The sequence below is a fragment of the Cytobacillus kochii genome (assembly GCF_044790165.1).
Lineage (GTDB): Bacteria > Bacillota > Bacilli > Bacillales > Cytobacillaceae > Cytobacillus > Cytobacillus kochii.
In genome coordinates this window covers 1705431-1732352 of record NZ_CP085254.1, presented here as the reverse complement: position 1 = coordinate 1732352, position 26922 = coordinate 1705431, and the positions used below count along the sequence as shown (strand labels likewise).

The 26922-nt window shown below is 33.9% G+C and carries 27 protein-coding genes, 1 tRNA gene, 1 pseudogene and 1 riboswitch; of the genes and pseudogenes, 13 read left to right on the top strand and 16 right to left on the bottom strand.

The annotated features are described in order from the left end of the window. The first annotated feature begins 169 nt into the window (after window positions 1–169). Window positions 170–961, top strand: a complete 792-nt coding sequence (locus tag LG276_RS09170) for a carbon-nitrogen family hydrolase (protein WP_224937821.1) — start codon at window positions 170–172, stop codon at window positions 959–961. A gap of 154 nt (window positions 962–1115) precedes the next feature. On the opposite strand, the gene LG276_RS09165 is transcribed toward LG276_RS09170, so the two are convergent. From LG276_RS09165 to LG276_RS09155, 3 genes are all read right to left on the bottom strand, one after another. After that, window positions 1116–1697 (bottom strand): metalloregulator ArsR/SmtB family transcription factor, encoded by a 582-nt coding sequence (locus LG276_RS09165; RefSeq protein WP_404294166.1) that lies wholly within the window; start codon window positions 1695–1697, stop codon window positions 1116–1118. Between the two features lie 123 nt (window positions 1698–1820). Further along, the gene (locus LG276_RS09160; RefSeq protein WP_224937819.1) at window positions 1821–3272 is read right to left on the bottom strand and encodes an ATP-binding protein; all 1452 of its coding nucleotides are present in this window, start codon (window positions 3270–3272) and stop codon (window positions 1821–1823) included. 126 nt (window positions 3273–3398) lie between these two features. Then, window positions 3399–5177: a methyl-accepting chemotaxis protein gene (locus LG276_RS09155; RefSeq protein WP_224937818.1), complete on the bottom strand. Its 1779-nt coding sequence runs from the start codon at window positions 5175–5177 to the stop codon at window positions 3399–3401. Window positions 5178–5453: 276 nt separating this feature from the next. Between LG276_RS09155 and LG276_RS09150 the strand changes: the two genes are divergently transcribed. From LG276_RS09150 to LG276_RS09140, 3 genes are all read left to right on the top strand, one after another. Next, entirely contained in the window at window positions 5454–6497 is a 1044-nt protein-coding gene (locus LG276_RS09150; protein ID WP_224937817.1) for an acyltransferase family protein, read from the top strand. Window positions 6498–6687: 190 nt separating this feature from the next. After that, window positions 6688–6761 (top strand) — tRNA-Arg (locus tag LG276_RS09145). A 197-nt stretch (window positions 6762–6958) separates the two neighbouring features. After that, the gene (locus LG276_RS09140; RefSeq protein WP_224937815.1) at window positions 6959–7582 is read left to right on the top strand and encodes a DUF421 domain-containing protein; all 624 of its coding nucleotides are present in this window, start codon (window positions 6959–6961) and stop codon (window positions 7580–7582) included. Window positions 7583–9033: 1451 nt separating this feature from the next. Here LG276_RS09140 and LG276_RS09135 read toward each other — a convergent pair. Next, a pseudogene (locus tag LG276_RS09135) lies at window positions 9034–9403 on the bottom strand (DUF1064 domain-containing protein). Beyond that, window positions 9403–9555, bottom strand: a complete 153-nt coding sequence (locus LG276_RS09130; protein WP_404294162.1) for a hypothetical protein — start codon at window positions 9553–9555, stop codon at window positions 9403–9405. The pseudogene LG276_RS09135 and the gene LG276_RS09130 overlap by 1 nt, the downstream one beginning before the upstream one ends. A gap of 329 nt (window positions 9556–9884) precedes the next feature. On the opposite strand from LG276_RS09130, the gene LG276_RS09125 reads away from it, so the two are divergent. Beyond that, on the top strand, window positions 9885–10184 hold the full coding sequence (locus LG276_RS09125; RefSeq protein ID WP_404294159.1) for a hypothetical protein: 300 nt from the start codon (window positions 9885–9887) through the stop codon (window positions 10182–10184). A 492-nt stretch (window positions 10185–10676) separates the two neighbouring features. Further along, on the top strand, window positions 10677–10841 hold the full coding sequence (locus LG276_RS09120) for a hypothetical protein (protein ID WP_224937812.1): 165 nt from the start codon (window positions 10677–10679) through the stop codon (window positions 10839–10841). 74 nt (window positions 10842–10915) lie between these two features. Here LG276_RS09120 and LG276_RS09115 read toward each other — a convergent pair whose 3' ends face one another. Further along, window positions 10916–11110: a hypothetical protein gene (locus LG276_RS09115; RefSeq protein WP_224937811.1), complete on the bottom strand. Its 195-nt coding sequence runs from the start codon at window positions 11108–11110 to the stop codon at window positions 10916–10918. A gap of 218 nt (window positions 11111–11328) precedes the next feature. Here LG276_RS09115 and LG276_RS09110 point away from each other — a divergent pair, with 218 nt between their 5' ends. Beyond that, window positions 11329–13059, top strand: a complete 1731-nt coding sequence (locus LG276_RS09110; protein ID WP_404294156.1) for a B12-binding domain-containing radical SAM protein — start codon at window positions 11329–11331, stop codon at window positions 13057–13059. Window positions 13060–13109: 50 nt separating this feature from the next. Here LG276_RS09110 and LG276_RS09105 read toward each other — a convergent pair whose 3' ends face one another. Continuing rightward, a complete protein-coding gene (locus LG276_RS09105) occupies window positions 13110–13247 on the bottom strand; it encodes a hypothetical protein (protein WP_224937809.1) in 138 nt (45 codons plus the stop codon). Next, entirely contained in the window at window positions 13248–13406 is a 159-nt protein-coding gene (locus tag LG276_RS09100) for a hypothetical protein (RefSeq protein WP_224937808.1), read from the bottom strand. Between the two features lie 141 nt (window positions 13407–13547). On the opposite strand from LG276_RS09100, the gene LG276_RS09095 reads away from it, so the two are divergent. Next, window positions 13548–13886, top strand: a complete 339-nt coding sequence (locus tag LG276_RS09095) for a DUF3905 domain-containing protein (protein WP_224937807.1) — start codon at window positions 13548–13550, stop codon at window positions 13884–13886. Window positions 13887–13929: 43 nt separating this feature from the next. Here LG276_RS09095 and LG276_RS09090 read toward each other — a convergent pair whose 3' ends face one another. Continuing rightward, window positions 13930–15294 carry a TrkH family potassium uptake protein gene (locus tag LG276_RS09090; RefSeq protein ID WP_224937806.1) on the bottom strand — a complete coding sequence of 455 codons (1365 nt, stop codon included), beginning with the start codon at window positions 15292–15294 and terminating at the stop codon, window positions 13930–13932. 197 nt (window positions 15295–15491) lie between these two features. Here LG276_RS09090 and LG276_RS09085 point away from each other — a divergent pair, with 197 nt between their 5' ends. Further along, on the top strand, window positions 15492–15689 hold the full coding sequence (locus LG276_RS09085; protein WP_095369732.1) for an alpha/beta-type small acid-soluble spore protein: 198 nt from the start codon (window positions 15492–15494) through the stop codon (window positions 15687–15689). 57 nt (window positions 15690–15746) lie between these two features. On the opposite strand, the gene LG276_RS09080 is transcribed toward LG276_RS09085, so the two are convergent. From LG276_RS09080 to LG276_RS09055, 6 genes are all read right to left on the bottom strand, one after another. Further along, window positions 15747–16925, bottom strand: a complete 1179-nt coding sequence (locus LG276_RS09080; protein WP_404294153.1) for an anti-sigma factor domain-containing protein — start codon at window positions 16923–16925, stop codon at window positions 15747–15749. Then, entirely contained in the window at window positions 16922–17677 is a 756-nt protein-coding gene (gene sigI / locus LG276_RS09075) for an RNA polymerase sigma-I factor (protein WP_404294150.1), read from the bottom strand. Before sigI ends, LG276_RS09080 begins: the two co-directional genes overlap by 4 nt. A gap of 405 nt (window positions 17678–18082) precedes the next feature. Then, entirely contained in the window at window positions 18083–19462 is a 1380-nt protein-coding gene (gene nhaC / locus LG276_RS09070) for a Na+/H+ antiporter NhaC (RefSeq protein ID WP_224937803.1), read from the bottom strand. A 538-nt stretch (window positions 19463–20000) separates the two neighbouring features. Then, window positions 20001–21581 carry a peptide chain release factor 3 gene (locus LG276_RS09065; RefSeq protein ID WP_224937802.1) on the bottom strand — a complete coding sequence of 527 codons (1581 nt, stop codon included), beginning with the start codon at window positions 21579–21581 and terminating at the stop codon, window positions 20001–20003. 240 nt (window positions 21582–21821) lie between these two features. Next, window positions 21822–22016: a twin-arginine translocase TatA/TatE family subunit gene (locus LG276_RS09060; protein WP_095369736.1), complete on the bottom strand. Its 195-nt coding sequence runs from the start codon at window positions 22014–22016 to the stop codon at window positions 21822–21824. A gap of 202 nt (window positions 22017–22218) precedes the next feature. Beyond that, on the bottom strand, window positions 22219–22857 hold the full coding sequence (locus tag LG276_RS09055; protein ID WP_224937801.1) for a cell wall hydrolase: 639 nt from the start codon (window positions 22855–22857) through the stop codon (window positions 22219–22221). 185 nt (window positions 22858–23042) lie between these two features. Continuing rightward, window positions 23043–23155: riboswitch (TPP riboswitch) on the top strand. A gap of 80 nt (window positions 23156–23235) precedes the next feature. On the opposite strand from LG276_RS09055, the gene LG276_RS09050 reads away from it, so the two are divergent. The 4 genes from LG276_RS09050 to LG276_RS09035 are packed head-to-tail and all read left to right on the top strand — an operon-like array spanning window position 23236 to window position 26025. Beyond that, complete coding sequence (locus LG276_RS09050; RefSeq protein WP_251161390.1) at window positions 23236–24243, top strand: ABC transporter substrate-binding protein; 1008 nt, start codon at window positions 23236–23238, stop codon at window positions 24241–24243. Further along, window positions 24243–24533, top strand: a complete 291-nt coding sequence (locus LG276_RS09045) for a thiamine-binding protein (protein ID WP_224937799.1) — start codon at window positions 24243–24245, stop codon at window positions 24531–24533. Before LG276_RS09050 ends, LG276_RS09045 begins: the two co-directional genes overlap by 1 nt. Then, a complete protein-coding gene (locus LG276_RS09040; protein ID WP_404294144.1) occupies window positions 24533–25297 on the top strand; it encodes an ABC transporter permease in 765 nt (254 codons plus the stop codon). Before LG276_RS09045 ends, LG276_RS09040 begins: the two co-directional genes overlap by 1 nt. Beyond that, window positions 25294–26025, top strand: coding sequence for an ABC transporter ATP-binding protein (locus tag LG276_RS09035; RefSeq protein ID WP_404294141.1), 732 nt, complete (start codon window positions 25294–25296; stop codon window positions 26023–26025). Before LG276_RS09040 ends, LG276_RS09035 begins: the two co-directional genes overlap by 4 nt. Window positions 26026–26118: 93 nt before the next feature. On the opposite strand, the gene LG276_RS09030 is transcribed toward LG276_RS09035, so the two are convergent. Then, the gene (locus LG276_RS09030; RefSeq protein ID WP_224937796.1) at window positions 26119–26643 is read right to left on the bottom strand and encodes an RNA polymerase sigma factor; all 525 of its coding nucleotides are present in this window, start codon (window positions 26641–26643) and stop codon (window positions 26119–26121) included. Between the last annotated feature and the right edge of the window lie 279 nt (window positions 26644–26922).

The window sequence follows — 26922 nt, the reverse complement described above, 5'->3', positions numbered from 1 at the left end:
GATTCGCAAAATAAGACAATCTTTTTTTATATCAACATGATTCGACACTTCCCAAGAATAGTTTGCATTACTTTTCGACAAAACATTTAAGATCATTAGCAGTAGTAAACTTTTTAAAAATCGTATATATTTAAAGTATAAATAAGATTGAAATAAGGGAGTTTTAACCATGAAATTACATATTGCCTGTATACAAATGGATATACAATTTGGCCATCCTGAAGAAAACTATAAGCATGTAGAAATAAAGGTAAAGGAAGCTTGTGAAGTTCAACCATATCCAGATATTATTGTACTACCCGAAATGTGGACAACTGGATATGATCTAGATAATTTGTCATCCACTGCTGATGTTAAAGGTGAAAAAACAATTGCCTTCTTAACAAACTTAGCGAAACAATATCAAGTCCATATCGTAGGCGGATCAGTTGCCACTAAGCGTGATGAGGAATACTTTAATACGATGATTTCAATTGATAAAAATGGTGAATTGCTACAAGAATATCATAAAATGCACTTATTTAAATTAATGGATGAACATAAATTTTTATCTGCCGGAGAAGAAAAAGGCAGCTTTAACATTAATGGTGAGAAAGTAGCCGGTATGATTTGTTACGATATTCGTTTTCCGGAATGGTTTCGAGCACATACATTAAACGGGACCAAAGCTATTTTTGTTGTGGCAGAATGGCCAAAACCAAGAGTCGATCATTGGCAAACATTATTAAGGGCAAGAGCGATTGAAAACCAATGTTATGTGATTGCTTGTAACCGTGTAGGGCAGGATCCTAATAATAGATTCGCTGGACATTCGATGATCATTGATCCTTGGGGGGAAGTTCTCAAAAGTGGTACCGAAGAAGAGGAAATTGTCACAGCAACGATTGATCTTTCGGAGGTTGATCGTGTCAGGAAAACCATCCCTGTTTTCGATGATCGCAAACCTGAATTTTATACATGATTAGCTAAAATCAAATACGAGCAAATACTGTTATATATCTGTCAGCATTTGCTCGTCTATTTAGAGCCAAATTAGATTCGCAGCTTCTTTATAATGAATGGCCAACCAGCACTCACAGCAGTGGATTTTGCCGTCTACAGTAGGCCAACTACTATTATTCTATTTTCGCCCACATTTCTGGAGGATTTACTTCATAGATCCCATTCTCACGATACATATATTGATTCGTAATAAACTCTCTTCTAATTGTGGCAAAGTCATCATGAAAATTTTTAATATTTTCATTTATCTCTTTCTCTTCATATTTCACACCTTTTTTCAACCCTTTTACCATATGTTCAAAAATGATAAGCTTTTTCTTTCTTTGAGCAGGAATAGATTTTAATTTTCCATCAGTTTGAATAAAAGCGTCTAGTACTTTCTTTCTATATGCGTTGTCTTGCTCCATTTCTTCTAACTCCTCCTTTTGACTAATAATTTTCTCTAATGTAACAGCTTGATGAAGAATAATCTTTTCGTTTAAATAATAATAGACCGTATTTTTTTCTCTTCTTGTATAAACTAAATTAATATCTCTTAATTTATGAAGGTGGTGAGTAATCGTTGGTGGTGTTAAACCTAACTTTCCTGCTATGGCTTGTCCGTGCAATGGCCCTTTTGATAACAAATAAACAATTCTTATTCTCGTTGGATCGCCCATGGTTTTATGAAAAGCAACAATGCGGTTTAATTGCATAATCCTTCACTCCTTTTCTTAACAACAGTATGAATAAATCAATTTTAACATATATCTAATTAGATATACATCTAATTTTAATACATAAATTACATTCTCCCTACTTATATTTTTAAAAAAAAATTAATTACTCATAGGAAGAATAATATGAAAAGTTGTTCCAACTCCCTCACTACTTTCCACTTGAACTGCCCCATTATGTTCATCAACAATTTTATATGAAACCATTAATCCAAGACCATTTCCCCTTTCTTTTGTAGTATAAAATGGCTGTCCTAGCTTTTCTAACTTATCCTGTGGTATTCCTCCACCCTCATCCTGAATAGAAATTCTTACAGTTTGATCATCAAGACGTTTAATGGTAATTGTGATATATCCACCATCCGGCATGACTTCAATTGCATTCTTTATAATATTTATAAAAACTTTTTTTAGTTGGTTTCCTTCGCACATCATTTTTGGTAAACCATATTCATAATAAGTACGGAATTGGATATTATTCAGTAGGGCCTGAGCATTTAATAACTTAACCGTTTCCCGCATAATGTTAATTATGTCATTCTCCATATATCTCACGGCCTGTGGCTTTGCTAAAAAAAGAAATTCATTAATAATAGAATCGATTCTTGCGAGTTCCGTTGAAATAATATTAAAATACATATCATGATCAGATTCTTTATTTAATGAGTTCTCAAGCAATTGTATAAATCCTTTTACTGCAGTCATTGGATTGCGCACCTCATGAGCAATACCCGCAGCAAGTTGTCCTAATACGTTCAGTGTATCGGACTTTCTTAATCTTTCTTCCATTTCGACTTTATCCGTTATATCCTTAAATGTAGAAATTGTAAACTCTGAGTACAAATTATAGTTGACTAAATACTCAAATAATTTATTCTCATTTCCCTTTCCTTGTAGTTGTATCCTTCCTTCATAAGAACCGTTCATTGTTATTTGTGTGATGATCTCTCTCATTTCATCTAAATTCCCAGAAAATCTAGCTATCATATGTTTTAACGACTTTCCGATTAATTCTTCACGACTAGCCCCTAAAATTTTTTCCCCAGAAGGATTAACGTCTTGTACCACTCCCTCGTTATCCCATAAAATGATACCTTCAAGTGTACCTTCGAATACTCTTCTAAACTTCAATTCACTCTTTCTTAACTCTTGTTCCATTTGGTTTCGCTCACTCACATTACGAAAAATACCCATATGAAAACCAGTATAAGATTGTAATTTCATTGTAAATTCTAAAATCTTAGATTGTCCGTTTGGCATAAAGAATAGAATTTCATCTCGTATTGCCCCTCTTTTATATAATACATTTAGGATTTCCTTGTACTTTTTATCTTTATCGACAACAAAATCTTCAATCTTACATTTTGTAATTTCATTATATGAAGTCTCAAATATTCGACACGCTGATTTATTCGCATGTACAATATGACCACCATCCTCCCATAGGATGATTCCATCTATGGCTTCCATAAAGAGCTCTGAATAGATTCCTTCATCATTTGAGAGCTTTTCTAACAACTTTTGTCTTTCAAAAGAACTATTCGATGTTGGCAAACTACCTTACCCCCTAAAACAAATTATTCTACCACGAGGTTATTCTACAAAAATCGCCATAATCCTTTTTATTCATAATAAAAAAACAAGTATCCGCTTAAACTAGCAGCATACTTGTTTTCCCCATTATAATTTAAATTTTTCTATAAGTTTACTTAATGTATGAGCCATTTCAGCTAACTTTTGTACATATAGCTGGATGTTTTCCATTGAATCATTTGTATGTGTAACAGAGTTACTCGTCTCTTCTACTGCAGCTGCTGATTGTTGAGAAACAGCAGCGATATTTTCTATAGATTCGCTCATCCCAACCGAATTATCTAGCATTTCTACCATACTTGACGAAATATGTTCGATATCTCCATGGATACCAGTAATGGCAGTTGCTATACTGTTGAAGGTATTGGCTGTTTGATGGATTTTATTACTACCGATCTCTACTTGCTCATAGCCAGCTTGTAACGATTCCACGACTCCAACAGACTCTGACTGAATTTTATTGACGATTGAAGTGATATCACTTATTGAATAGGAGACTTTTTCAGCAAGTTTTCTTACTTCCTCCGCAACAACAGCAAAGCCCTTGCCATGCTCTCCTGCTCTCGCAGCTTCAATTGCCGCATTTAATGCTAATAAATTCGTTTGGTTAGCGATCTCATGTATCACAGATATTAACTTATTTACTTGTTTCGTTTCTTGATCTAACCCTTTCACTCGATGCATCGAATCATTAATAATTTCATCTATTCTATTCATTTGCTCTTTAGAATTTTCCATCAATTCATTTCCTGCTAATGTCATATCCTTCACATTTGAGGCTGCTTCACGCATAGAAACACTTTTCGTTTCTGCATTTTCCACTTTAAATAAGTAATCTTCCATAATTTTTGATAAATCCGCACTTGCACTTGCTTGCTCTTCTGCTCCTCCCGATAGTTCCTCCATTGTCGCCGATATTTCTTGACTAGCAGCTGCAACTTCAGATGAAACGGTACCAAGGTGAACACTTCTCTCATTTAAACTTTGTGAAACTGTAAGCATTTCTTGAATCATTTGGCGCAACTGGTGTTTCATTTGGTTAAAAGCGTCTGCGATTTCTGTAATTTCATCTTGATTATTCGAATGAATATCATTAGCTTTTAAGTTTCCTTTTGTGATTTCCTTAGAAGCTGTCACAACCATTGTAAGACGATACGCTAATTGTTTATTCACGATTCTATGACTAAAAAATCCGAAAATTGCTGATAGTACTAGTGACAGTACCAAGATAACAAGTGAAACGATCATCATCCAACTCGCTTGGTTAATGGCGGATTCCTGCTCTTCCTTAATAATAGATGTTAATTCATCTAAAGTATTCATTGTCTGCTCGATGTAATTATCCACCTGCAACTTCCCTAAACGGTATTCGCGTACATGTTGCAACTTCACATTTGGTGCGATTTCATCATAAAATAATTGATTCACTTCTTTATCATATTCATTGATTTTTACAAACATTTCTTGTGCTGTTTCTGATTGAATCATTGCTTGTATTTCTTGTTGTTTATTCTTTATATCTGTTTCTAAATCTTCATATGTATTTAAATGTTTTGGATTAGAATCAATAATATAATTCCCAATTGTTCCGCCTTTTAAGTAGAAATCTGTGCCTATATCAGCGATTTCTAGTGCTCTTTCACTTGCCTTCTCTGCTTCATTAAGTTTAAAGGTACTGTAGACAAGCATAATAAAAGACAAGATCGTTGATAGAGTGAATACGCCTAAAGTAAGCCACAAAGCTACCCCATACTTTTGACCGATTTTTAACTTTCTCCATTTATCTGACTTCGACACCCGTAATAATATCGCATTTAAAAAGGGGATGCTACTTTGTTTTAAACGCCATTTTTTCAGTAATTTCAATATAATTCCTCCTTTTAAAAAATGTATCCCTTTCGAAAATAATGATTCTATTAGACTAGATTCTGCTAACATTATAATCGATAAAAAGGGGATATTGAAGTAGTATTTTAACTATAAATAGTTATATATACCTATACATTTCAATGCCATATTACCTTTACATGTCCATGTTTTGGATTTTTATCCACTCGTTCACATGTTTGAATTGATTTATTTTCTTACATAATGGGTATATAATAAGTGATGTTTTAGGGGGTCTTTAATAAAGGAGGATTTATGAGACAGCGTGATTACTTTTTTGATAACGCAAAGTTTATTCTTATTTTCTTTGTGGTATTCGGACATTTGATTCGCTCTTTTATTGAAGATAGTGAAACAATTTATACGCTTTACAAAGTTATTTATACATTTCATATGCCTGCATTTATATTAGTTTCAGGCTTTTTTGCAAAAGGGTATTATCAAAAGGGATATATTCAAAAAATAGCTAAAAAATTGATTTTGCCATACCTTATTTTCCAACTAATCTATTCGATCTTTTATTATTTCTTACATCAAGGTGCAGCCTTTAACGTGGATCCGCTAAATCCACATTGGTCGTTATGGTTCTTAATTTCTTTATTTTTCTGGCATCTATTGTTATTGATATTTGCCAAATTCAAACCAAGTGTAGCCATTATCCTCTCTTTTGCGATTGGGCTAGCTGTAGGATATGCTGATTGGGTTACAAACTATTTGAGTTTATCTAGAACTTTTGTGTTTTTCCCATTCTTCTTACTAGGTTATTTAATGAAGAAAGAGCATTTCCAAGTTTTATTTAGACCATCGGTTCGCATCGGTGCGATTGGTATTTTTGTAGCTGTTTTTGTGTTATTCTACTTTAATCCAAACATCAACTATGAATGGTTACTTGGGTCAAAGCCATATTCCGTTGTTGATGATGCATCTATTTCGTCCATGTTAACTAGATTAGGTTTCTATTTACTCAGTGTGATGATGATGGCATGTTTCTTTGCCTTTGTGCCTAATAGACATTACTCATTTACAAAGCTAGGTAAAAACACATTATATGTTTATCTTCTTCACGGGTTTTTCGTACGAGTATTTAGAGAAAGTGAAGTGCAAGATTTCTTTAATGATGCGAGAAGTTTTCTCTTGTTAGCAGGTCTCGCCTTAGTGCTTACTTTGCTATTATCAAGCAAATGGGTCACCGCAGTGACTCAGCCGCTGATTGAGTTAAGCACTGCACGGTTTAAACAACTAAAGAGACAAATTAGAACGATCTTTCGATATTATCGTAGAAAATACCGAATTGGTTAAATAGGTAAGGTAAGGCAGTAGTTACAGTGCTATGTAACTACTGCCTTTATCATTTAAACATCTATGGACGCTCTTTTCCCATTATTATAAAAACAATGAAAATCATTAAACATTTTCAAAGGCTTTATTATTGACCGTTCATTTATATAGGTATATAATTTTATATTGTCAAAAGAAAAAAACAATATATGTCCCAGTAGCTCAGCAGGATAGAGCAACAGCCTCCTAAGCTGTAGGTCGTAGGTTCGATTCCTATCTGGGACGCTAATTATAAAAGGTCGATAACCCTTGGTATTAAAGGGTTATCGACCTTTTATTTTTAGTTCTCCAAATTGTATATTTTTTCAACTCCTACAAAAACTAATACTCAATTACCTACATGTACATTGATACCAGTAAATTCTTATAAAAGTTTATAAAATACAACTAATTGCACAACTAAAGAATGGTGGTGGAAAATAATGGATATATCCTGGATTTGGAAATCAATGTTAATCATTATTTTTGGTATATTATTAATTCGTATTTCAGGTAGAAGATCTATCTCTCAGCTGACAATTTCACAAACTGTCATTATGATTTCTATTGGGACACTCCTAATTCAACCAGTTAGTGGTAAAAATATTTGGACTACTTTTTTGATTGCTGCCATACTGATAGTTACTTTGATGTTACTTGAATACATTCAACTAAAATGGGACTTTACTGAGACTTTATTCACCGGTCGTTCAAAAATTGTAATTAATAATGGAACACTAGATGAAAAAAATTTAAGAAAAATGCGCCTATCTGTTGATAAACTCGAAATGAGATTACGACAAAATGGTATAGAAAACATAAAGGATGTGCAATGGGCTACAATTGAACCCAGCGGACAATTAGGTTACTTACTCATTGATAAAAAGAAATTTGCCACCAAAGAGGATGTAGAAAAAGTTCAAGAAACACTTAACTACCTTCTACTACAATTAAATAACAGTAACTTAATACAACCATCAACAAATCAACAAAATGATTTAAACTCGAACCTTTTTTCAGAAATAGAAGGAAAGCATTCACCGTCACCACCTAATCGGCTTCGGTAAATATACATAATTAGATGTAAAAATTATGGGTACAAGGAAAATGAAATTATTTCTAATACTTAATTTCCTCTTATTCCTTGTCCTTCTTTTAAGAATAAGACCTATCAATTTGTTTCACATCATATCAGGATAGTGACATTACTAAAAAAATAAATTTTCTTCAATTACACTCATATCACTGCCAAAAGTACAACCTATATTTTAATACCTTTTACGTGCTTATGGTTTACTCTTCATCATAAGTGTTTCTTATAATACCTTATAATACGCAAGCTTGAATCAGCAATAGCAATAGGATTAATAATGATTTCTGCTTCTGGAAAACCATCCATTTCTATTCTAACTGCCACGTATTCAGACTTATATTTCTTTACTCGTTCAAAATATTACTAGCCATTATAATAATTCGTTGTCCTTTATCATCAACAAAGTCGTACTTTTTATCACTAAAGCACTGAACGTACTTTGGGTTAAATATTCTTTCTAGTAATTTAAATAAATTCACGCCTCCTTAATTAACGTTTTTACTTTTTTGTTTGATTAATAAGTTAAACTTGTCATAACCTTTCCGTTTTTCCATAATATGTTATAACCTAATTGTACAAGAAAGAAGAAAGCAATTCATGAATTTGATTACATTCCTTGTAATTATTTTTATAGCACTAATTGTCGATTTCCTTTGGCTGGATATGGAGAGTAAAAGATGGAACTGGCTTAAAAGTCATCAAAAACCACAGCAAATTTTATTTTTCTCTTCCTTCTTAGGTGCTTCAATGATTCTTTATTTTCTCTTTGGATCAAAGTTTCTAAGTTAAAATATGTACGGTGGAGCCTTTGCGCTCCTTCTTTCAAAAATCATTTCTTTATCTAGTAAACTTAATAATTCAAAAGTTATTAAACTATCCGTTACCCACATATCATATAGTGGATAAGATGGATTTCTCTTTTTTATCATTTCTTCGAAGAGCCACTGCCTGGGCTCTTCTTTTTATTTTTCCTGATAACTTTATCTCAGGCACGTTCATTCCTCCGGTTTTACATAATTTGCAATAAAATTGGCAACCTTAAATTTAGAAAGAGAAAGGATGTGTCTTTATGTTTCCTGCATACAAAAAGAAACTGGTTTCTCTTATGTGGATGGGAGTTGGGAGTGCTGTCCTTTCCAGTATCTTTAGTGCCATTCTCATTAGTTTTGTGGTTAAAATTAACAAGAAAATCAATCGGCTTAGCTAGGATTTTTCCTAGCTACCGGTCGGGAACTTAATACAAAATCAGTAATCTACCCCTTTCACTTCATAAGCGCCAGCACTAGGGAAATAACCTATGTGCCGTTTGCTATATGTATTTCATTTCTAATTTGCTACCTTGATACAACTTCCTCGTAGATGACAACCACCTGGAGCATTTCTCTATCGAAGCTAACTGCATTCGTTTCTACGATTTTCTCGCCATTAATTTACCTCCACGAATGCCCTATCTCGGTCATATTTTAGTAACTTAATAGAACCCATGTATTGACGCTCATATAGTTTTCTTTTTATTGAAAATTTTCTGGTGACTGTTTCTTTTATATAAATAATCTCGATTGTTCCGTCTAATTTTTCTTCTACAAAATCAGCAGCATATTCAATCTTTCTATATGTCTTTCCTCTTAAAACCCTCTTGTAGAAGGTATCTTTGTTGCATGTTAAACCCTTTAATCTGTTTAGCTTGCAGTAACCATTTTAATTGGCCATAATATAATGTTTCTGCTTTGCTATCGAACTTATATCCATCGACAACTGATTTGTGGTTGGCGTACTTGTTGTATTTTTCTCCCATTAATAACCCTCACTTTGACTCTCCTGGTTAATGACATCTTTCACATAGAATGCTACTTCGATTTGTTCAAAGAAGAACCCAATCATTTGACCAAAGGCAATATATCCTGAGATTAACTCTATAAAAGTGATTGGGCTTTTCGTCTTATCCAATTTTGCTACGAGAGAGAAAAGGTATCTAAATTGGGGAGCTATTGATCGCCCTTTATTCTTCAGAAAGAATGTAGGTCATGCCAAAGTCTTCAAAGAATTTTACATAAACGATATCCAGAATGAAAGGAAGTCCATCAGCATATTCAATCAATGCGTCTTGGAGGTTATTCTCTTTATGTGCGCAAAACTTCAGCCGATTATTTGTTTAATATACAGTGGTCATTAAAATCATTTTTACTTCTTTAGGTTTTAAATCCAAGCTATAACATTTGATTAACATAAGATACAAAGTCAGCTGGCAATTAGTTTTGAAAGGAAGTTTGATATTTATGGCTATTACTGTTCCTGTTCCAGGTTTAGGTGATGTTATTGTTCTTACCTCAGGAGGTGAAACTGTTGAATCAAGCTGTACATTTCCAGGTCCTGGAGCGCCTGCACTAAAAGAATATCAAGTAGAGCAAGGTCAACTTTATATCATTGGGTGTAATAGTTTCCCGTTAGGTGGAGGTACTGTTGCTTATATTTTAGACGCACAAGATATTAATATACCAGATTTAATCAATGCAATATTAGGACTAGCTATTGTTCAGGATAGTGGCGGAAAGGTAAATAGATTCACTGCAACTTAATTTTCGATTCAGAGGGGTACAAGCCCTCTGGATTTACCCCATCTTTAGTTAATTTACAACATCACCTATTCAACTTTAATCCATGTTAGCAAACTTTTCTATTGGTGCTATTTCCTAAATGGGTATTAAACCCCCTTTCAATTACCTTATTTTATCATTTCACAAAAAACACAAAATAGATTATCATTACATTATCACGTGTTAGTACCAGGTATAAAAGGAGTTAAACGTTATGATGTTTCCAACAATTGTAAGTAAACAAGATAATTTAATTCATATTGTTAAAAATCAAAAAAAAACGGAATGTGGTTTTACTTATCACCACTTTACAATAGTTAATCGTTCAGATTTAAGGCGGATAAAGTTTATTAGTAAAGATTCCATCACTTGTACCATGTGCTTACAACATTACCTTAACCAAAAAAATTAATTCTTTCATTTATGAATGGTGCCAAATGAACTAGTGCAACCTATAACATGGAGGTGCCTTTAATGAGTGATATTGAAAAATCTCGAAAAATTGGCCAAAAACAATATGAAATGGATCCAATGGATCAAGGCTTAAACCTTTTCTCCATGATGGTCAATCAGGCTACTGGTATTGATAAAGGAAATGATGGGGTTATTGAAGAAGAAGAAAACAATCGTAAAGAATAAAAAAATGGCTATAGATAATATACTTTTGATGAGTATATGTCTATAGCCATTTTTTTATATTATTTATAACAATACTACCCATGTAATGATGCTCTCCTTGTGCGTGAGGTTACCTTCTGTTTCTTCAAGAAAAAGATAAGCTTTTCTTGATGATGCATAGACTTCGAGAATAGTCGGTGAAATAACCACTCAGGAATATCACCTTCTAAAAAATAGTTTATACCAACAAACCAAAAGCGGTGCCACTGTATAATCGCTGCGATTAACATCTTATCACTCCTCCTTTGATAGGTTAATCATTACTTACCAATTTAAAGACAATATGAAGTCAATGTTAAAACTTATTAATTTTTGACTTTAGGATTTTAATAAAAATTATGATAAAATAAAATGTATTGCCAAGAAAACATGTTAGTTAAAGATAAGAAGCTGTTGGGTATTTTATGTCTCGACCGCTTTTTCTTACTGCATATAAAAGGAGAAGAAAATGAAAGTCATTGCGTCAACATTAAACGCTAAATATATTCATACTAACCTTGCCATACGGTACTTAAAAGCATTTGCTGAACCTGATTTCAACGTTGAACTTGCTGAATATACAATTAAAGACCCAGTTATGAATATTGTTACTGATTTAATTAATAAGCAACCGAATGTCATAGGTTTCAGTTGTTATATATGGAATATTGAAGAAACAATTAAAGTCATTCGTATGATCAAAAAAATAAATGCGGATGTAATAATTATACTCGGTGGACCAGAAGTGACCTATGATGTCCCTGAATGGTTAGAGAATGTTTCAGAGATTGATTTTATCGCTGTAGGTGAAGGAGAAGAAACCTTTAAACAACTACTTCAACAAATAGATGGTGAAAAGGATTGGCGCAAAGTGAACGGCATTGCTTATCTTGAAGATGGCAAATTGCAAGTTAATCCACAAAACAACAAACTTAACCTTCGTGAACTACCCTCTCCTTTTCGCTTTGAAGAAGATAAGAGGGAGCTTGGCAAAAGGGTTACATATATTGAAACGAGTAGGGGCTGCCCTTTTAGTTGTCAATTCTGTCTTTCTTCCATTGAAGTTGGTGTTCGATATTTTGATCGTGAAAAGGTGAAAGAAGATATTCGTTATTTAATGCGAAACGGAGCGAAAACGATAAAATTTGTGGATCGGACATTTAATATTAGTCGCAGTTACGCGTTAGAAATGTTTCAATTTCTTATTGATGAACATATGCCTGGTGTGGTTTTTCAATTCGAAATAACAGCTGATATTATGAGGCCAGAAGTCATTCAATTTCTAAACGATCACGCACCTGCCGGTTTATTTCGGTTTGAAATTGGCGTACAATCAACTAATGATTATACGAATGAATTAGTGAAGCGAAAACAAAACTTTCAGAAGTTGACTCGAACAGTGACAATGGTAAAAGAAGGTGGCAAGATTGATCAGCATCTTGATTTAATTGCTGGTTTGCCTGAGGAGGATTATGCATCATTCAAGAAGACGTTCAATGATGTTTTTGCTCTGCGTCCAGAAGAATTACAACTAGGATTTTTAAAAATGTTGAGGGGTACAGGGTTAAGGCAAAGTGCCGCCAATCATCAATATATTTATATGGATCAATCACCTTATGAAATCCTTGGAAATAATGTATTATCATTCCAAGATATTATCCGAATCAAACAAGTAGAAGATGTATTAGAAAAATATTGGAATGACCATCGGATGGATCATACGATTGAATACTTAGTTACAAACATTTTCCCTACCCCTTTTGATTTTTTCCAAGAGTTCGGAAGTTATTGGGAAGGGAAAGGCTGGTCAAGAATTGGCCACCAATTAGAAGATTTATTCCATCGATTATTTGCTTTCTTAGAGGATACACAGGTGAAAAATTTAGAGGTCATAGAAGGCTTAATGAAATATGATTACCTATCTAATCAAAAATATAAACCTAGAAAGCCTTGGTGGCCATCCTCAATTGATAAAAAAGAACGATCTTTGCTTTATCAACATTTTTTAAAAGATCCAAGTTCTGTAAGCAAAGACTTTGCTTTATTACATTTAAACGAAAAAGAACTATATAAGCACTCCATTGTAGAGAAGCTTCCCTTTAATCTTGAGAAATATATGCAGACCGGTTTCATTGAAATGGATGAATCAGTGATGGTTGTATATTATGCCAAAGAACAGGCAGCTGTGTTTGCATCATAGTGTGTAAAAACAAGCCAGAAAAGCAGTTTAAACTTTTCTGGCTTGTACTTTCATTTCTTATTAACTTTGCCTTTTTTACTTGTAACTTCATAAATCTTTGAAGCGTTCATATCGCCAAACTCCATCCCGAACTCTACATTCACTTGAGGAGGCTGTTTCTGTTTCCGCTCATTTTTTAACTGGTACATTTAGCTTCTCCCTTTTCTTCCTTGTTTTGAATTGCGGTTGGCACCTTTATTTACATTTTCACCACTAGTAAATTCAGTAGAAAATTCAACATCTTCTTGATTGGCTTTTGGTGTCTTACTATATTTTTCAACAGCACGATGGCTAGCTTTTCTCTTCATCTTCTGACTCCTCCTTCATTTCGTAAGAACAAATATATTTTCCGCCTAATGTAGGGTCATTATGCTTACCTTTTATTTCTTCATGTTTCATCTCATAAACGATCAAACAGAAGAGAAAAATAAAAAGAGGAGTGATGATAAGTGAAAAGACAAAACAAGCAAGAGCGAAGCAAAATAGAAAGCTTACCACATCAAATTTCTTCACCTGACTTTCGAAAAAGTCATAAGGAGCTACAACCACCTTTTGTAAACGAATTTGGGGTAACAATTGGGGATAGTAATTATGTATCAGAGCAGTCTCCACTTGAGAATTGGAGTGATGAAGTAGACCCAGCTGTGATGGCTGGAGACAAATGGGTTCATCCAACAAACGATATTGGCTTTAATACGCCTGAGAATCGCGCTCTGATAGAAGAAAAAGAAGTACCGGATGCCCCCTTCTCTCATCCAACAAAAGATGCAGGTTATAAAGCAGATTAGAAAACCAAGCTTTTTGTTAAGCTTGGTTTTCGTATCTATCTATTTATCCAATAATAATCCTTTCCTTTGGATAATGATAATGTGGCTTTTCTTCTTTACCACCTATGATATATAAAAATGAGGTTAAGCCTATTCTACCGACAAACATTAGTATCATAATGACGATTTTTCCAGTATTACTTAAATCAGCTGTTATCCCCATGGAAAGACCAGTCGTTCCAAATGCGGAGCAAACTTCAAATATTATGGAAATAAGTGATAAATGTGTATTTGTAATGCTAATCAACAGCACTGCTACAAAGCATAAAAGCGTTGCTAAAATTGTAATAACCAATGATTTCAATATATCATCTTGATGAATTTCTCTGCGGAAGATTTTCACATGTTTATTTCCTTTGGCAAAATTCCAGATAAATAAAATATTTAACGCAAAGGTGGTTGTCCGTATGCCTCCCCCAACTGAACTTGGTGAAGCACCTATAAACATCATAATACTCATAATCAATAGGGTTGGCAAAGTAAATTCACTAACATCCATTGTTGCTAACCCACCACTTCTTGTCGTCGCTGACTGAAATAGTGCATAAAAGAAACTTTCATGCCATGATAGTCCTTTAAAAAAATGTTGAAACTCCATAACTAAAATAATAATGGTTCCAAAAACGAGTAAAAAAGCGTATGTTACGGTTGTTACTTTAGTAAATAAAGAAAAACGATACGGGAGAGAGTTTTCCCATTTACGTTTTAATAGAAAAGCTTTGACTTCAATTAAAACAGGAAAACCAATTGCCCCTAAAGAGATTAAAATGATTGTAATAAACTGCACGAAATAATCATGGGCATATGGAATCATTGATGAACCTGTTATATCTAAACCCCCATTTGTTGTTGCACTTACAGAGGCAAATATTCCGTGGAGAAAAGCTTCGTCCCACGTAGGATAGTACTTTAAAAAATGAAAGCCAAGTATAAACATCCCTATTACTTCGATAAGAATCATTAATTTAATTATTTCTTTCACGAGTTGAACAAGCCCAGAAAGCGCATACTGATTGTGATCAACCATAATTAGTTTTCTACTCTTCAATCCAATCTTCTTACCTAACAACATCCAAAAGAAAGTACCTAATGCCATAATACCAATTCCACCAAATTGCATAATAATCATTATCACAAAATACCCAAAAACACTATAGGTTTGTGATAAATCAACAACGGTTAATCCCGTTACACTAACAGCAGTCACAGCAGTAAATACAGTATCTATAAAGCTAACTTCTACACCTTTTTGATTCACACCTGGTAAATAAAGGAGTCCTACAGAAATTGAAATCGACAAGAAATAATATGCAGTGATTATTTGTGCTGGCGAACGCCTATTTATCCAGCCTTTAAAATCTTTTAACAAACGTTTTTCACCTCAACTAAACTCAATTACACTCTATAATAATATAATCTACCCCTGTTTTGAAAGCTAATTATGCTTTCTTTGCCAAAACAAGGATACAAACAGCTAATTTACCACTCATGAAATGAACACAATACATCATAATACAAATACAGTGATATCAATTACTGTAAATTATCTTTAGGAGATGTGTAATCATGCCAAAGAATAGTAATAAACTTTTAGTACCGGGAATTGAACAATATTTAGATCAAGTTAAATATGAAATCGCTCAAGAGTTTGGCGTACAGTTAGGTTCGGACACTGTTTCCAGATCTAACGGTTCAGTCGGAGGAGAAATCACCAAAAGATTAGTCCAACAAGCTCAAGCAGAACTTTCCGGAAAACAAAAATAACATGGCAAAAGTCCGAGGTTCAACTCGGACTTTTTATTATACCCATAAATCTTGCAATTATGGTGATTCTTTATTATATTTTTTCCTTTCATTATTTTTATCCCTTTTTTCGTTATTGTGCTTATCTTGATCATGCCTATCACGCCATCCATTATCGTCATGAACATCGGAATTATCGGTATCATTTTGTTCTTTCTCAGCATCATTTTTATTTTTATTTTTATGTTTATGTTCCCCTTTAAAGTTATAATTTTCAATCTCCTTATTAGTGACAGACGAAGAGTCATTGTGTTCATCATCAGCATGCTTCTTATAACGAAACTTCTTCTCTTCAACCTCTTTTTTTGGTATTGATTCATTTGCCTCTATATTTGGATCGATAGCTTCATTATCATCAGAAGTAGGCACTGTCCCCTTCTCTTCCTTCACTTCTATGGATGTTTCATTTTCCTTTTCTTTTTCTTTTTTTATTTCACTTTCTTTGTTATCTTCCTTACTTTCTTCTTTATCACTTTCAGTCTTTTTTTCTTCCTCTGATTCATTTACATTCGATTTTGCGGTATTGTCATATTCAGTCTTCTCGTTCAACTCCATGTATGCCCCTAGAGTAAGTCCTTTTTCTTGAGCTAACTCTCGTTCTGTTTTAGAGCCTTTAATTAAATGCAAACTTACATCTTCTTCATTTAATTCCCTTGTAACAAAGTCAGTATGTTTCCTTAATCTTTCTTCTTCTAAATATTGATCTGACATGATGACTGTGGCGAACGTTAATTCTCTTCCTTTTTGCATATATCCCTGACTCTTACAAATTGATAGGATATCTGAAAATATCGTATCAAATTGTTTATTTTGCCAACCCGCTATCTCTTGAATGATTTTTTTTCCATCTGCATTGTAACCCTTCAATTGTATCACTTCGAATTGTTCATTTACGGCTAATTCAATACTTGGATTAATATCAATAGTCATATAAGCATAGATTGTCTGTTCAGAATGATTAGGCCATAAGGATAAGCCTAAAAAGGAAAGAATAAATACAGCAGCAAGCATAATCATTTTTACATATTTCGGTTTTTTAACAGATCCTACCTTAGAATTTTTCATCACAGGCTCAAACTCAATCTCTTGACCTATTTCATATATTGCTTCGTATTTATAGCTAAAATAAAATTCACCTTCATTTGTTAAAAGTGTTAAGAAACGTTCATCAATAGCGACAATCACTCCTCTTTTCACGTTTCTAACACCCCTTTCAAATAATCCTTTAAATAGACAAAGTCATTACATAAAACTAATGTCATGGCAATAATGTATTTACGATTTCTTTCAATTGTTTTTCTACTTACTTTTATTCTTGATTCCATATGCTTGATTGGTAATTTCTTGGTGGAATATAACAGGTCTTTCAACATCACATCATTGGCAATTAATTGGGCAATTTCAATTGCTGTCCTTCTTGCATCGGCATGTTTTGGCGAGCATTTTACAATTTCTTTGAAACTAATACCAAAATGAGATAAATCATTCGTGAACTTAATTATTTCTTCTTTCCTTGCCTGTTGATCTTGTATTTCTAAGTAGCCCCTTATCGATATTTCTGATTCTATTAATGCACTGGCTTGCTCATTCGAACCATCCTCATAGTGATGGCTAGCATCTAAACTAAGGTTTTGATGTTTCGATTGCTGTCTAATATAATCAATGACTCTTCGTTTAATAACAACCTCAGCAAAAGAAACGAAACTCGTTCCTTTTGCTCGATTATAATTATTAATAGCATCATTAAAGGCGATTAAACCCACGCTAAATTCATCATCGGAATCATATATAAACCTCCTGCAAACTAAAGATACCGACTTAGCTACAAAAGGTCTAAATTTATCTATAAACACATCTCTTAATTGTCGATCACCATTTTGAATGGCATAAACTTCTTCTTCAATGGTTTTATGTTGTGTCTTTAGGCCTCTAAACAGTGATTTAATCATGCACTCACCTCTTTATTCACCCAAATTATAACACAGGAAAATTAGATGAATTGTGCATGAAGACTTGCCACAAACTTTATTACCCTATCTTTACAAATATACGGGTAAAATTAGAAAATTATAGGGGTAAAGAATATTTTTATACCACATTCACTACAATATAATGACAAAAGTTGTGCAACTTTCATACTTGTGCAATATAACTAAAAAAATGTTATCAAAAATTAAAATATATTAAAACGTCATCGAGATCTAAGATTACATTTACTAAAATAAGGCGAAAGCGAGAATATTTTATGAACCTATTTCAATTATTTTACATCCTTTTTTATTAAAGAAATAAAAAAAGCCAATTTTCTCTTCATCTATTAGAGAAAATGGCTTATATCATACAAATAGAAATGATTACTGCTTCTTCATTGTCCAACCAGTCCAACCATATAAAATAGTCATTAATGGACTTATTAAGCAAAATAAGGCAAATGGCAAGTAGGTTAATGTATTAACATCTAGCACTGTCGTGAGAAAGATTCCACAAACACTCCACGGTACAAGAGGATTAACCACTGTACCAGCATCTTCTAAAACCCTGGATAAATATCGAGGATGCAAATTCGCTTTATTAAAAGATTCTTTATAAGCATTACCTGTTAATAAGATAGATAAATACTGCTCACCTACAATAAAATTGATACCAACTGCAGTTGAAGCAGTTGCTGAAATTAATGGGCCACGTTTAGATAAGTAGTCAGTAATCCCACGAATAAGTGCTGCTAATATCCCTAATTTAATAAATAACCCTCCCATTGCTAAAGCCAACAGGACAAGTGAAATAGAGAAAAACATACTTTCTATTCCACCTCTAGTTAATAATGAGTCGATATCCTCAATCCCACTATTTGATGTATAACCACTAAATAAAATAGTAATAAGCTTACCCAAATTCATTTCATTTTGCACAAAGAAGGAAACAATAATTGCTGTAACAATTGAAGATGCTAATGTAATTAAAGCAGGTATTTTCTTTATCGCTAATACAACTAATACAAGAAAAGGAATGATTGCATACCATTTCACCAACCCTAGCGTTAATAAACCATCCTGCATTTCATTAATTTTTACTAAGCTGGCCTCTCCCATTCCCTTCGGTGAGATTAGGAAAAAAATAATAAAGGATAAGATAAATACAGGGATCGTTGTCATACTCATTGTTTTAATATGATCAAATAAATCAACCCCAACTGTCATGGATGCTAAATTCGTTGTATCAGACAGTGGAGACATTTTATCTCCAAAAAATGCGCCTGAGATAATTGCACCTGCAGTAATAGCCGGATTTAAATCTAATGCACCACTCAATCCCATAAATGCAACACCAATCGTCGCTGCTGTTGTTAATGAACTGCCAATACTCATACCAATAATAGCGGTAACAACAAAAGAAATGGCATAAAAATAATTCGGTCCTACAATATCTAAAGAATAATAAATGAACGTTGGAATGGTCCCGCTTGCCATCCAACTACTTATTAACATACCAATAAAAAAGAATAAAAATGTAGCGCCAAGCCCTGACTTTGTCCCATCCATCATGCCTTGTTCTATTTCTCTATACTTAACGCCTTTACATAATCCATAACTAATTAAAAAGATCATCGATAATACAATGGGAATATGTGGTGGTGCCTCAAGGGCAATCATACAATAACTTATACCACTAAGGAGAATAATTGTGATAAGTATAGCTTCCCATGTTTTTACTTTGATGCTTGGTTCTTGTTGCATAATAAACTAACCTCCAATATTTCTAAAAGCGTAAAAAAAGAGCTCATAAATCCCTTATTTAGGGACGAATGATCTCCGCGGTACCACCCTAATTGACAAGACACCACACTTGTCCACTTCATCTATTTTAACCTTTATAAGTAGGTGTAATTCGAAAAATTTATGACCTGAACTTTCACCAACCATTCAGTCTCTTTAACTGTTCATAAATCCTCTACTGGCACTACCGGTTAAATTATATTAAAACTAAGAATACTATTTTGCTTAAACGCTTTTATGCACTAAAGTATTTTTATAACGTATTTATACTATAATCTGTATTTCATTTACTGTCAATCATTATTTTCATATAAATAATTTGACCTGAACCTATACTTTACGGACAACTACCGTTGCTAAAACTCGTCTGTGTATCAACCTCCTTCTTTAAAAAACAAGATGAGGTTCGTGCCAAATATATCAGCGTTGGACGATTGATTGCTTAAATAATGATATATAAAAAAACACGCACAAAAATTGTGCGTGCCTGTAATTATATTTATTGTTGCTGCTGATCCATCGGATTATATAATGGTACATCTGGGTTTTTATCTTGGAACCATCTAAGAGCAAAATCATTTTCAAACAGAAACACTTGATGTTCATATCGATCCTTCACAAGTAAACTACGCGAGCTAGAAAGGTTATCGTAATTGTTCTCACCTTCAACCCATCTTGCAATTTTAGAGCCTAACCTCTCCATTAAGACTTCCGTGTTATATTCGTTTTTCATCCGATGTTCAAATACTTCAAATTGTAATTGTCCAACTGCTCCAAGTAAATACTCATCTGTTTTCACCGTTTTAAAGAGCTGAATAGCCCCCTCTTGCACTAGCTGTTGAATCCCTTTATGAAAATGCTTTTGCTTCATTACATTCTTTGCTGTCACACGAACAAATAATTCGGGGGTGAACTGAGGTAGTCTTTCAAATTGGAAACCATTTTTATCACTTGTCAATGTGTCACCAATCTGATATGTTCCTGGATCATAAATCCCAATGATATCGCCACTTACAGCTTCGTTAACGGTACTACGATCATCTGCCATAAATTGTGTCGATTGTGCTAATTTCACTTGTTTACCAAGACGCGGAATATTTACACTCATCCCTCGTTCAAATTTACCTGAACAAATTCTAAGAAAAGCGATTCTATCCCTATGTGCAGGATTCATATTCGCTTGAATTTTAAAGATAAACCCTGAGAAATCTTCTGTTAAAGGATTGATTTCTCCAACAGTCGATTCTCTTGGTTGAGGAGAAGGAGCAAACTGTAAATAAGATTCCAAAAACGTTTGCACACCAAAATTAGTCAAAGCACTGCCAAAGAAAACAGGTGTTAAATCCCCTGAAGCAATGCGGTCACGCGAAAATTCATTACCCGCTTCATTTAATAACATAATTTCTTCTAACGTTTGTTCATAAAGCCCTGATTGTTTTAGAGCATGTTCTTCGTTAATTTCTCCTTCATCATTCAATTCAAGGAAACGATCCTCTTCATCTACCCTAAATTGTTCAATACGATTATTAAAACGATCATAAATGCCTAAAAACTCTTTCCCCATTCCTATTGGCCAATTCATCGGATATGATTCAATCCCCATTACTTCTTCTAATTCAGCTAAAAGCTCTAACGGCATCTTACCTTGTCGATCCAATTTATTGATAAATGTAAAAATAGGGATACCTCTCATACGGCAAACTTTAAAGAGTTTTAAAGTCTGATCCTCGATCCCCTTTGCTGAATCAATGATCATAACTGCACTATCCACTGCTGTTAATGTACGATAAGTATCTTCACTGAAATCTTGGTGTCCTGGTGTATCTAAGATATTGATTTTAGCTTGATTATACTCAAACTGCATAACACTAGACGTAACCGAAATACCACGTTGTTTTTCTATTTCCATCCAGTCACTTGTTGCATATTTCCCTGTCTTTTTCCCTTTAACAGTCCCTGCATCACGAATGGCCCCTCCGAATAAAAGAAGCTTTTCTGTTAAGGTTGTTTTCCCAGCATCCGGGTGGGAAATAATTGCAAATGTTCGACGCGATAATACTTCGTCTTTAAATGTACTCATAATAAAATTCCTCACTAACATGTATAAATTCTTATCTGTCGCTACTGCGTACCCTCAATTTTATCCTTGTATTAGAAACTTTGCAATGCGTAATCAATATATGGCATTTTCTTTAAAAAGATAACCAATGAGTTTGCACGTTTTATACACAATATATAATCCTCTTGTCATCCAAGCTTAAATGCAAGTTTCATTACAAACAAAAAAGCTGACATAAGATATGCCAACTTTTAGTTGAAATTACTTCTCTAAATTGTTTTTCTTCTTCTCATTAGAGTCCTCATCATCATTAGCTAAACCTTTAGCAGAGTTTTTAAACTCTTTCAACGTCTCTCCCACAGCTCGTCCAATTTCAGGTAACTTCTTCGGCCCGAAAATAATGAGGGCCAGTACAAGTATAAGAATGAGACCTGGTATACCAATATTTGATAACATAGTATCACTCCTTTATGTAAGACATAACGTAAGGTGATTATTTATATTTCAATTCCCATTATAATTGAACACCAAATAAAGGCAAGTAAATTCCTTATTAGCAATCCTTTTTAACACGATAAAAAGAGCCTCATGTGACTGATGTCACCCATGGCTCCTTATCATTAGTTCATCTTCGTTCAATAAGATAGAAGGGTTTGCTTTACATAGAAAAACGGTGATTACCGATTTCTGTAACAACTTCTCTCGTATTCAACCAAGATTGCGGTACGATTGTTGGATTGTGGAAAAAGACCGTTTCATCTGGCAATGCATGATTTTTCATTGCTTGCTTTACTGCTTTTTTTGCTTCTTTATCTGCAGGCTTATTAATCGAACCATTATCAACAGGTTGAAATTGCTTATTTTCATAAATAACACCACGAATGGTATCAGGAAAACGTTCGTCCTGCACTCGATTAATCACAACTTCTGCAACAGCTACCTTTCCTTCAAACGGTTCGCCTTTCGCTTCTGCATGGATAAGTCTTGCTAAAAGATCCTTCTCCTCAGATGTTAACGAAATGTCAGGCTTCTTTTCTTTCTTTTCTTTTTCCTCTACTTTAGGAACGATAAGCTTATCACCTTTTTGAACCGTTCGATCTTCTAGGTGATTCATCATTGTTAATTCTTCCTCAGACACTTCTAATTGATCAGCAATGGAAGAAATTGTTTCGTTCCCTTTAACCTCATATATATCATAAACATCTAATGTCTCAGCATAAACGCGTAAATCAGCAGATTGGATGAAATGGACTAAAAACAATGTACTCGCTGCAAAGATAACTGCAATCAGTTTCAATATTTTTTCCTCCATTCAAATATACATTTAAATCAAAATAACAAAATTAAGACTAACATGGATAGAAAGACTACTTCAAACGCAATGTTTTCCATGGGTAATCAGGATATTTCTCCCATCTTAATTTAGACTAGCATTATAATAAACTTCTGCTATAATAATGGTGGAAATAAAAACGCAAATAAACCAAAATGTGGGGGGACCAGTAATTGCTGGTTGAGATTTCATCCGTTTTAGATGATGACCCTTTGAACCTGATCTGCCTCATAGCAGCGTAGGGAACATATTTAAAACAATTCATATGTTTTTGATATGCGCCCATGGTGAATCCTTTGGGCGTTTTTTATTTCCTTCAAAAAATAAAAAGGAGGAAATGGAATGAAAGGATGGTTCATATTGCTTCTTTTCAGCGTGTTTCTATTAGCTGGGTGCGGGAATTCCAGTGAAGATGCACAAACAGAAATGGGAGAAAATGAATTAAAAAAAGTAAACTTTGTACTTGATTGGACCCCAAATACAAATCATACGGGCATTTATGTTGCAGCAGCAGAGGGTTACTTCGCAGAAGAAGGATTAGAAGTTGAAATCATGATGCCAGGCGAAACAGGGGCGGATCAGCTCATCGCTTCAGGAAAAGCAGATTTTGGCGTAAGTGTACAAGAAGCAATCACGCAAGCTAGAGTCCAAGATGTGCCAATCGTCTCGATTGCAGCCATCATCCAACATAATACCTCGGGGTTTGCTTCACCAGTTAGCAAAAACATTCACACGCCGAAAGATTTTGAAGATCATACGTATGGTGGGTTCGGTGCACCTGTTGAAAAATCAGTGATTGATTCTTTAATGAAAAATGATCATGCAGATATTAATAAAGTCTCCATTCTTAATATAGGTGACACAGACTTCTTTACAGCTGTTAAACGAGATGTTGATTTTTCTTGGATTTATTATGGGTGGACAGGAGTAGAAGCGGAATTACGTGGTGAGGAATTAAACATGATATATCTGACTGATTACTCCAAAAAACTAGATTACTATACACCCGTTATTGCTACGAATGAAAAGATGATTCATAAAAATGCTGATATTGTTCAAGCCTTTATGAAAGCCGTTTCCAAAGGGTACACATTTGCAATTGAACAACCAGAAAAGGCTGCAAACATTTTACTTGCAGCTGCGCCTGATTTAGATGAAGAATTGGTAAAAGCATCTCAATTCTGGCTAGCAGAGCGATATCAAGATGATGCAGCACAATGGGGAGAACAAGACTTATCAGTATGGGAGAATTATGCTGATTGGATGCTTGAATATAATCTATTAGATAAACCATTAGATGCAGAGGAAGCATTTACAAATCAATTTTTACCAAATGGAGGGAAAAAATAATGGCAAAAGCTTTAGTAAGTATACAAATCATTCCAAAATCAGCTAACGGACTAGACGTTATCGCTCTTGTAGACGAAGCGATTTCGATTATTGATAAAGCTGGTATTCCATATGAGGTAAACTCTTTAGAAACGACTATGGAAGGTCATTTATCAGAACTGTTTCCTATCATAACAAAAATGAATGAACGTATGGTTGAGCTTGGAAGTCCGAATGTTATTTCTCAAATTAAAGTTCTTTACCAGCCAGAAGGCATCACTTTAAATACATTAACTGAGAAGTACCGCTAATGTTGCAGAAGTTTATAAAAAGCTGGAGCGCTTTATTGGTGCTCTTGCTTTTAATTATTTTGTGGGAAACCGCTGTAATGCTATTTGCTATACCACCATGGTTACTTCCTGCTCCAACAAGTATTCTATCTGAAGCAATAGCCGGGTGGGATTCCCTTACCCCCCACCTATTATCAACCATACAATTGACCACCATAGGACTTGTAATTGGTACTACGATTGGAATTTTTACTGCTATCACGCTTCATCTAGTTCCGTTTTTAAAAGAAGCAATCTACCCTTTACTCATATTATCTCAAAACATTCCAATTATTGTGTTAGCACCATTACTCGTCATTTGGTTTGGGTTCGGTTTATTACCTAAATTAATCGTGATCACCCTTGTTTGTTTTTTTCCTATTGTCATAGCCACATTAAACGGTTTCGAGCATACACCTAAAAACCTGAAACATTATATGCTTATGGCTGGTGCAAGTAAATGGCAGTTATTTTGGAAGCTAGAACTCCCCTTTTCATTATCATCCTTATTTTCCGGGATTAAGATTTCTGCTACATATAGTGTAATGGGCGCGGTTATTTCTGAATGGCTAGGTGCGAAAAATGGCCTAGGTGTGTATATGACGCTCGCTTCTTCTTCTTTCAGAACAGATCGCGTCTTTGTGGCCATTATCATTATTATGATCATGAGCTTAATACTTTTGGGCTTTATTCATCTCATCGAAAGTAAACTGGTACGTTGGCATATAAAGGAGAAGCAAATATGAGTCTTTTACAACTTAAATCTATTGAAAAAAGATATTCAAGAAATCATGTAATAAAAGATATTTCTATGACAGTAAATGAAGGTGAATTCGTTTCAATTATCGGACCTTCAGGTAGTGGTAAAAGTACATTATTTAATTTAATCGGTGGAATGATGCCACCCGATAATGGTGTCATCCTTTTAAATGGACAACCTATTATAAATAAAAAAGGTTCTGTTAGTTATATGCCTCAATCGTCCTCCCTACTCCCATGGAGAACAGTCTTACATAACGTAATGTTAGGACAAGAATTAAGTGGGGAGATCGGCAATAAAGTGCAAGCGACTAAAATGCTGGAACGGGCAGGATTGATTCATGAACTTGAAGCACTCCCTCATGAACTCTCAGGTGGGATGAAACAAAGAGTGGCATTCATTCGTGCATTACTTAGTCCTCAACCAATCATTTTATTAGATGAACCATTTGCTGCATTAGATGAATTCACAAGATTAAGCTTACAAAAATGGCTGCTCGATATATGGGAACAGAATAGAAAGACGATTGTATTTATCACTCACCATATTGAAGAAGCGATCTTTTTATCCGATACGATTTATGTGTTATCAAACAAACCAACGACGGTTAAAGAAAAATTAACCGTCCCTTTCTCTCGCCCAAGACATGAAGATATCATCTTAAGTTCCGAACTTCTATCCTTAAAGAAAAGAATCAAACAATTATTGGAGTAAAACGCCACGTGATTTAAAAGCGTATATCTTATCTTCTCTAGAGAAATAAGATATACGCTTTTACAAAAATAATGGCAAAAAATAAGCCATCTATCATAATAGATGGTAATGATCCCCATATGTGTTTTTCCAAATTTTCTTTAATGATTTAATAGCTCTCGTTGTGGTAATTCTCACCTTGTCTTCTCTCCAACCTAAAATTTCTGCAGTTTCTTTTATGGTACATTCTTTTATTTTTCTTAACACTAGTACATTTCGATAATTCGTTTTCAAGTGATTTATTGCCTGATATAACGCATGAACCCCCTCATCCTGAATAAATTGTTCTTCTGGAATAGAACGGTTTTTTATCCAAGCTTTATTTAAATATAACTCCTGTTGTAACTTCTGTTGTTTTCTAATAAAATCAATCGTCGTATTTTTAGCAATACTGAATAACCAACTATGGATTTTGTCTTGGTGCTCAACCTGATTCTTTGATATAAAAGCTTTAATAAATGTTTCTTGCGTTAGATCTTCCGCTGTTTCTTGTTGCTCAATCATTGAATAAATAAACCTAAAGATTTGATGATGATAAATACGATAGATTTCAATAAATGATTGGCCGTCTGATCCCAACCCCTTTTCATCCTTTCTTTATCTTTCCTAATATTACAATTCCAAAGAAACTCGAAATTTCCTTCTTTTCCTTTTCTAAAAAAAGCGACAAGTTTTTTCTAGAAAATAAGACAAGATTACTTTCAGTTTTAAACGAAACTATTTACCTAATACAAAAAACTTTCCATAACCTCCGTACTAATTTTCCTATACTCTCTCTATTTAGTTCCTTTTTAGTGAAACATACCCTGCAACATTTATTTCCACTATTGAATATACAAAAAATTATTTCTTTTTACC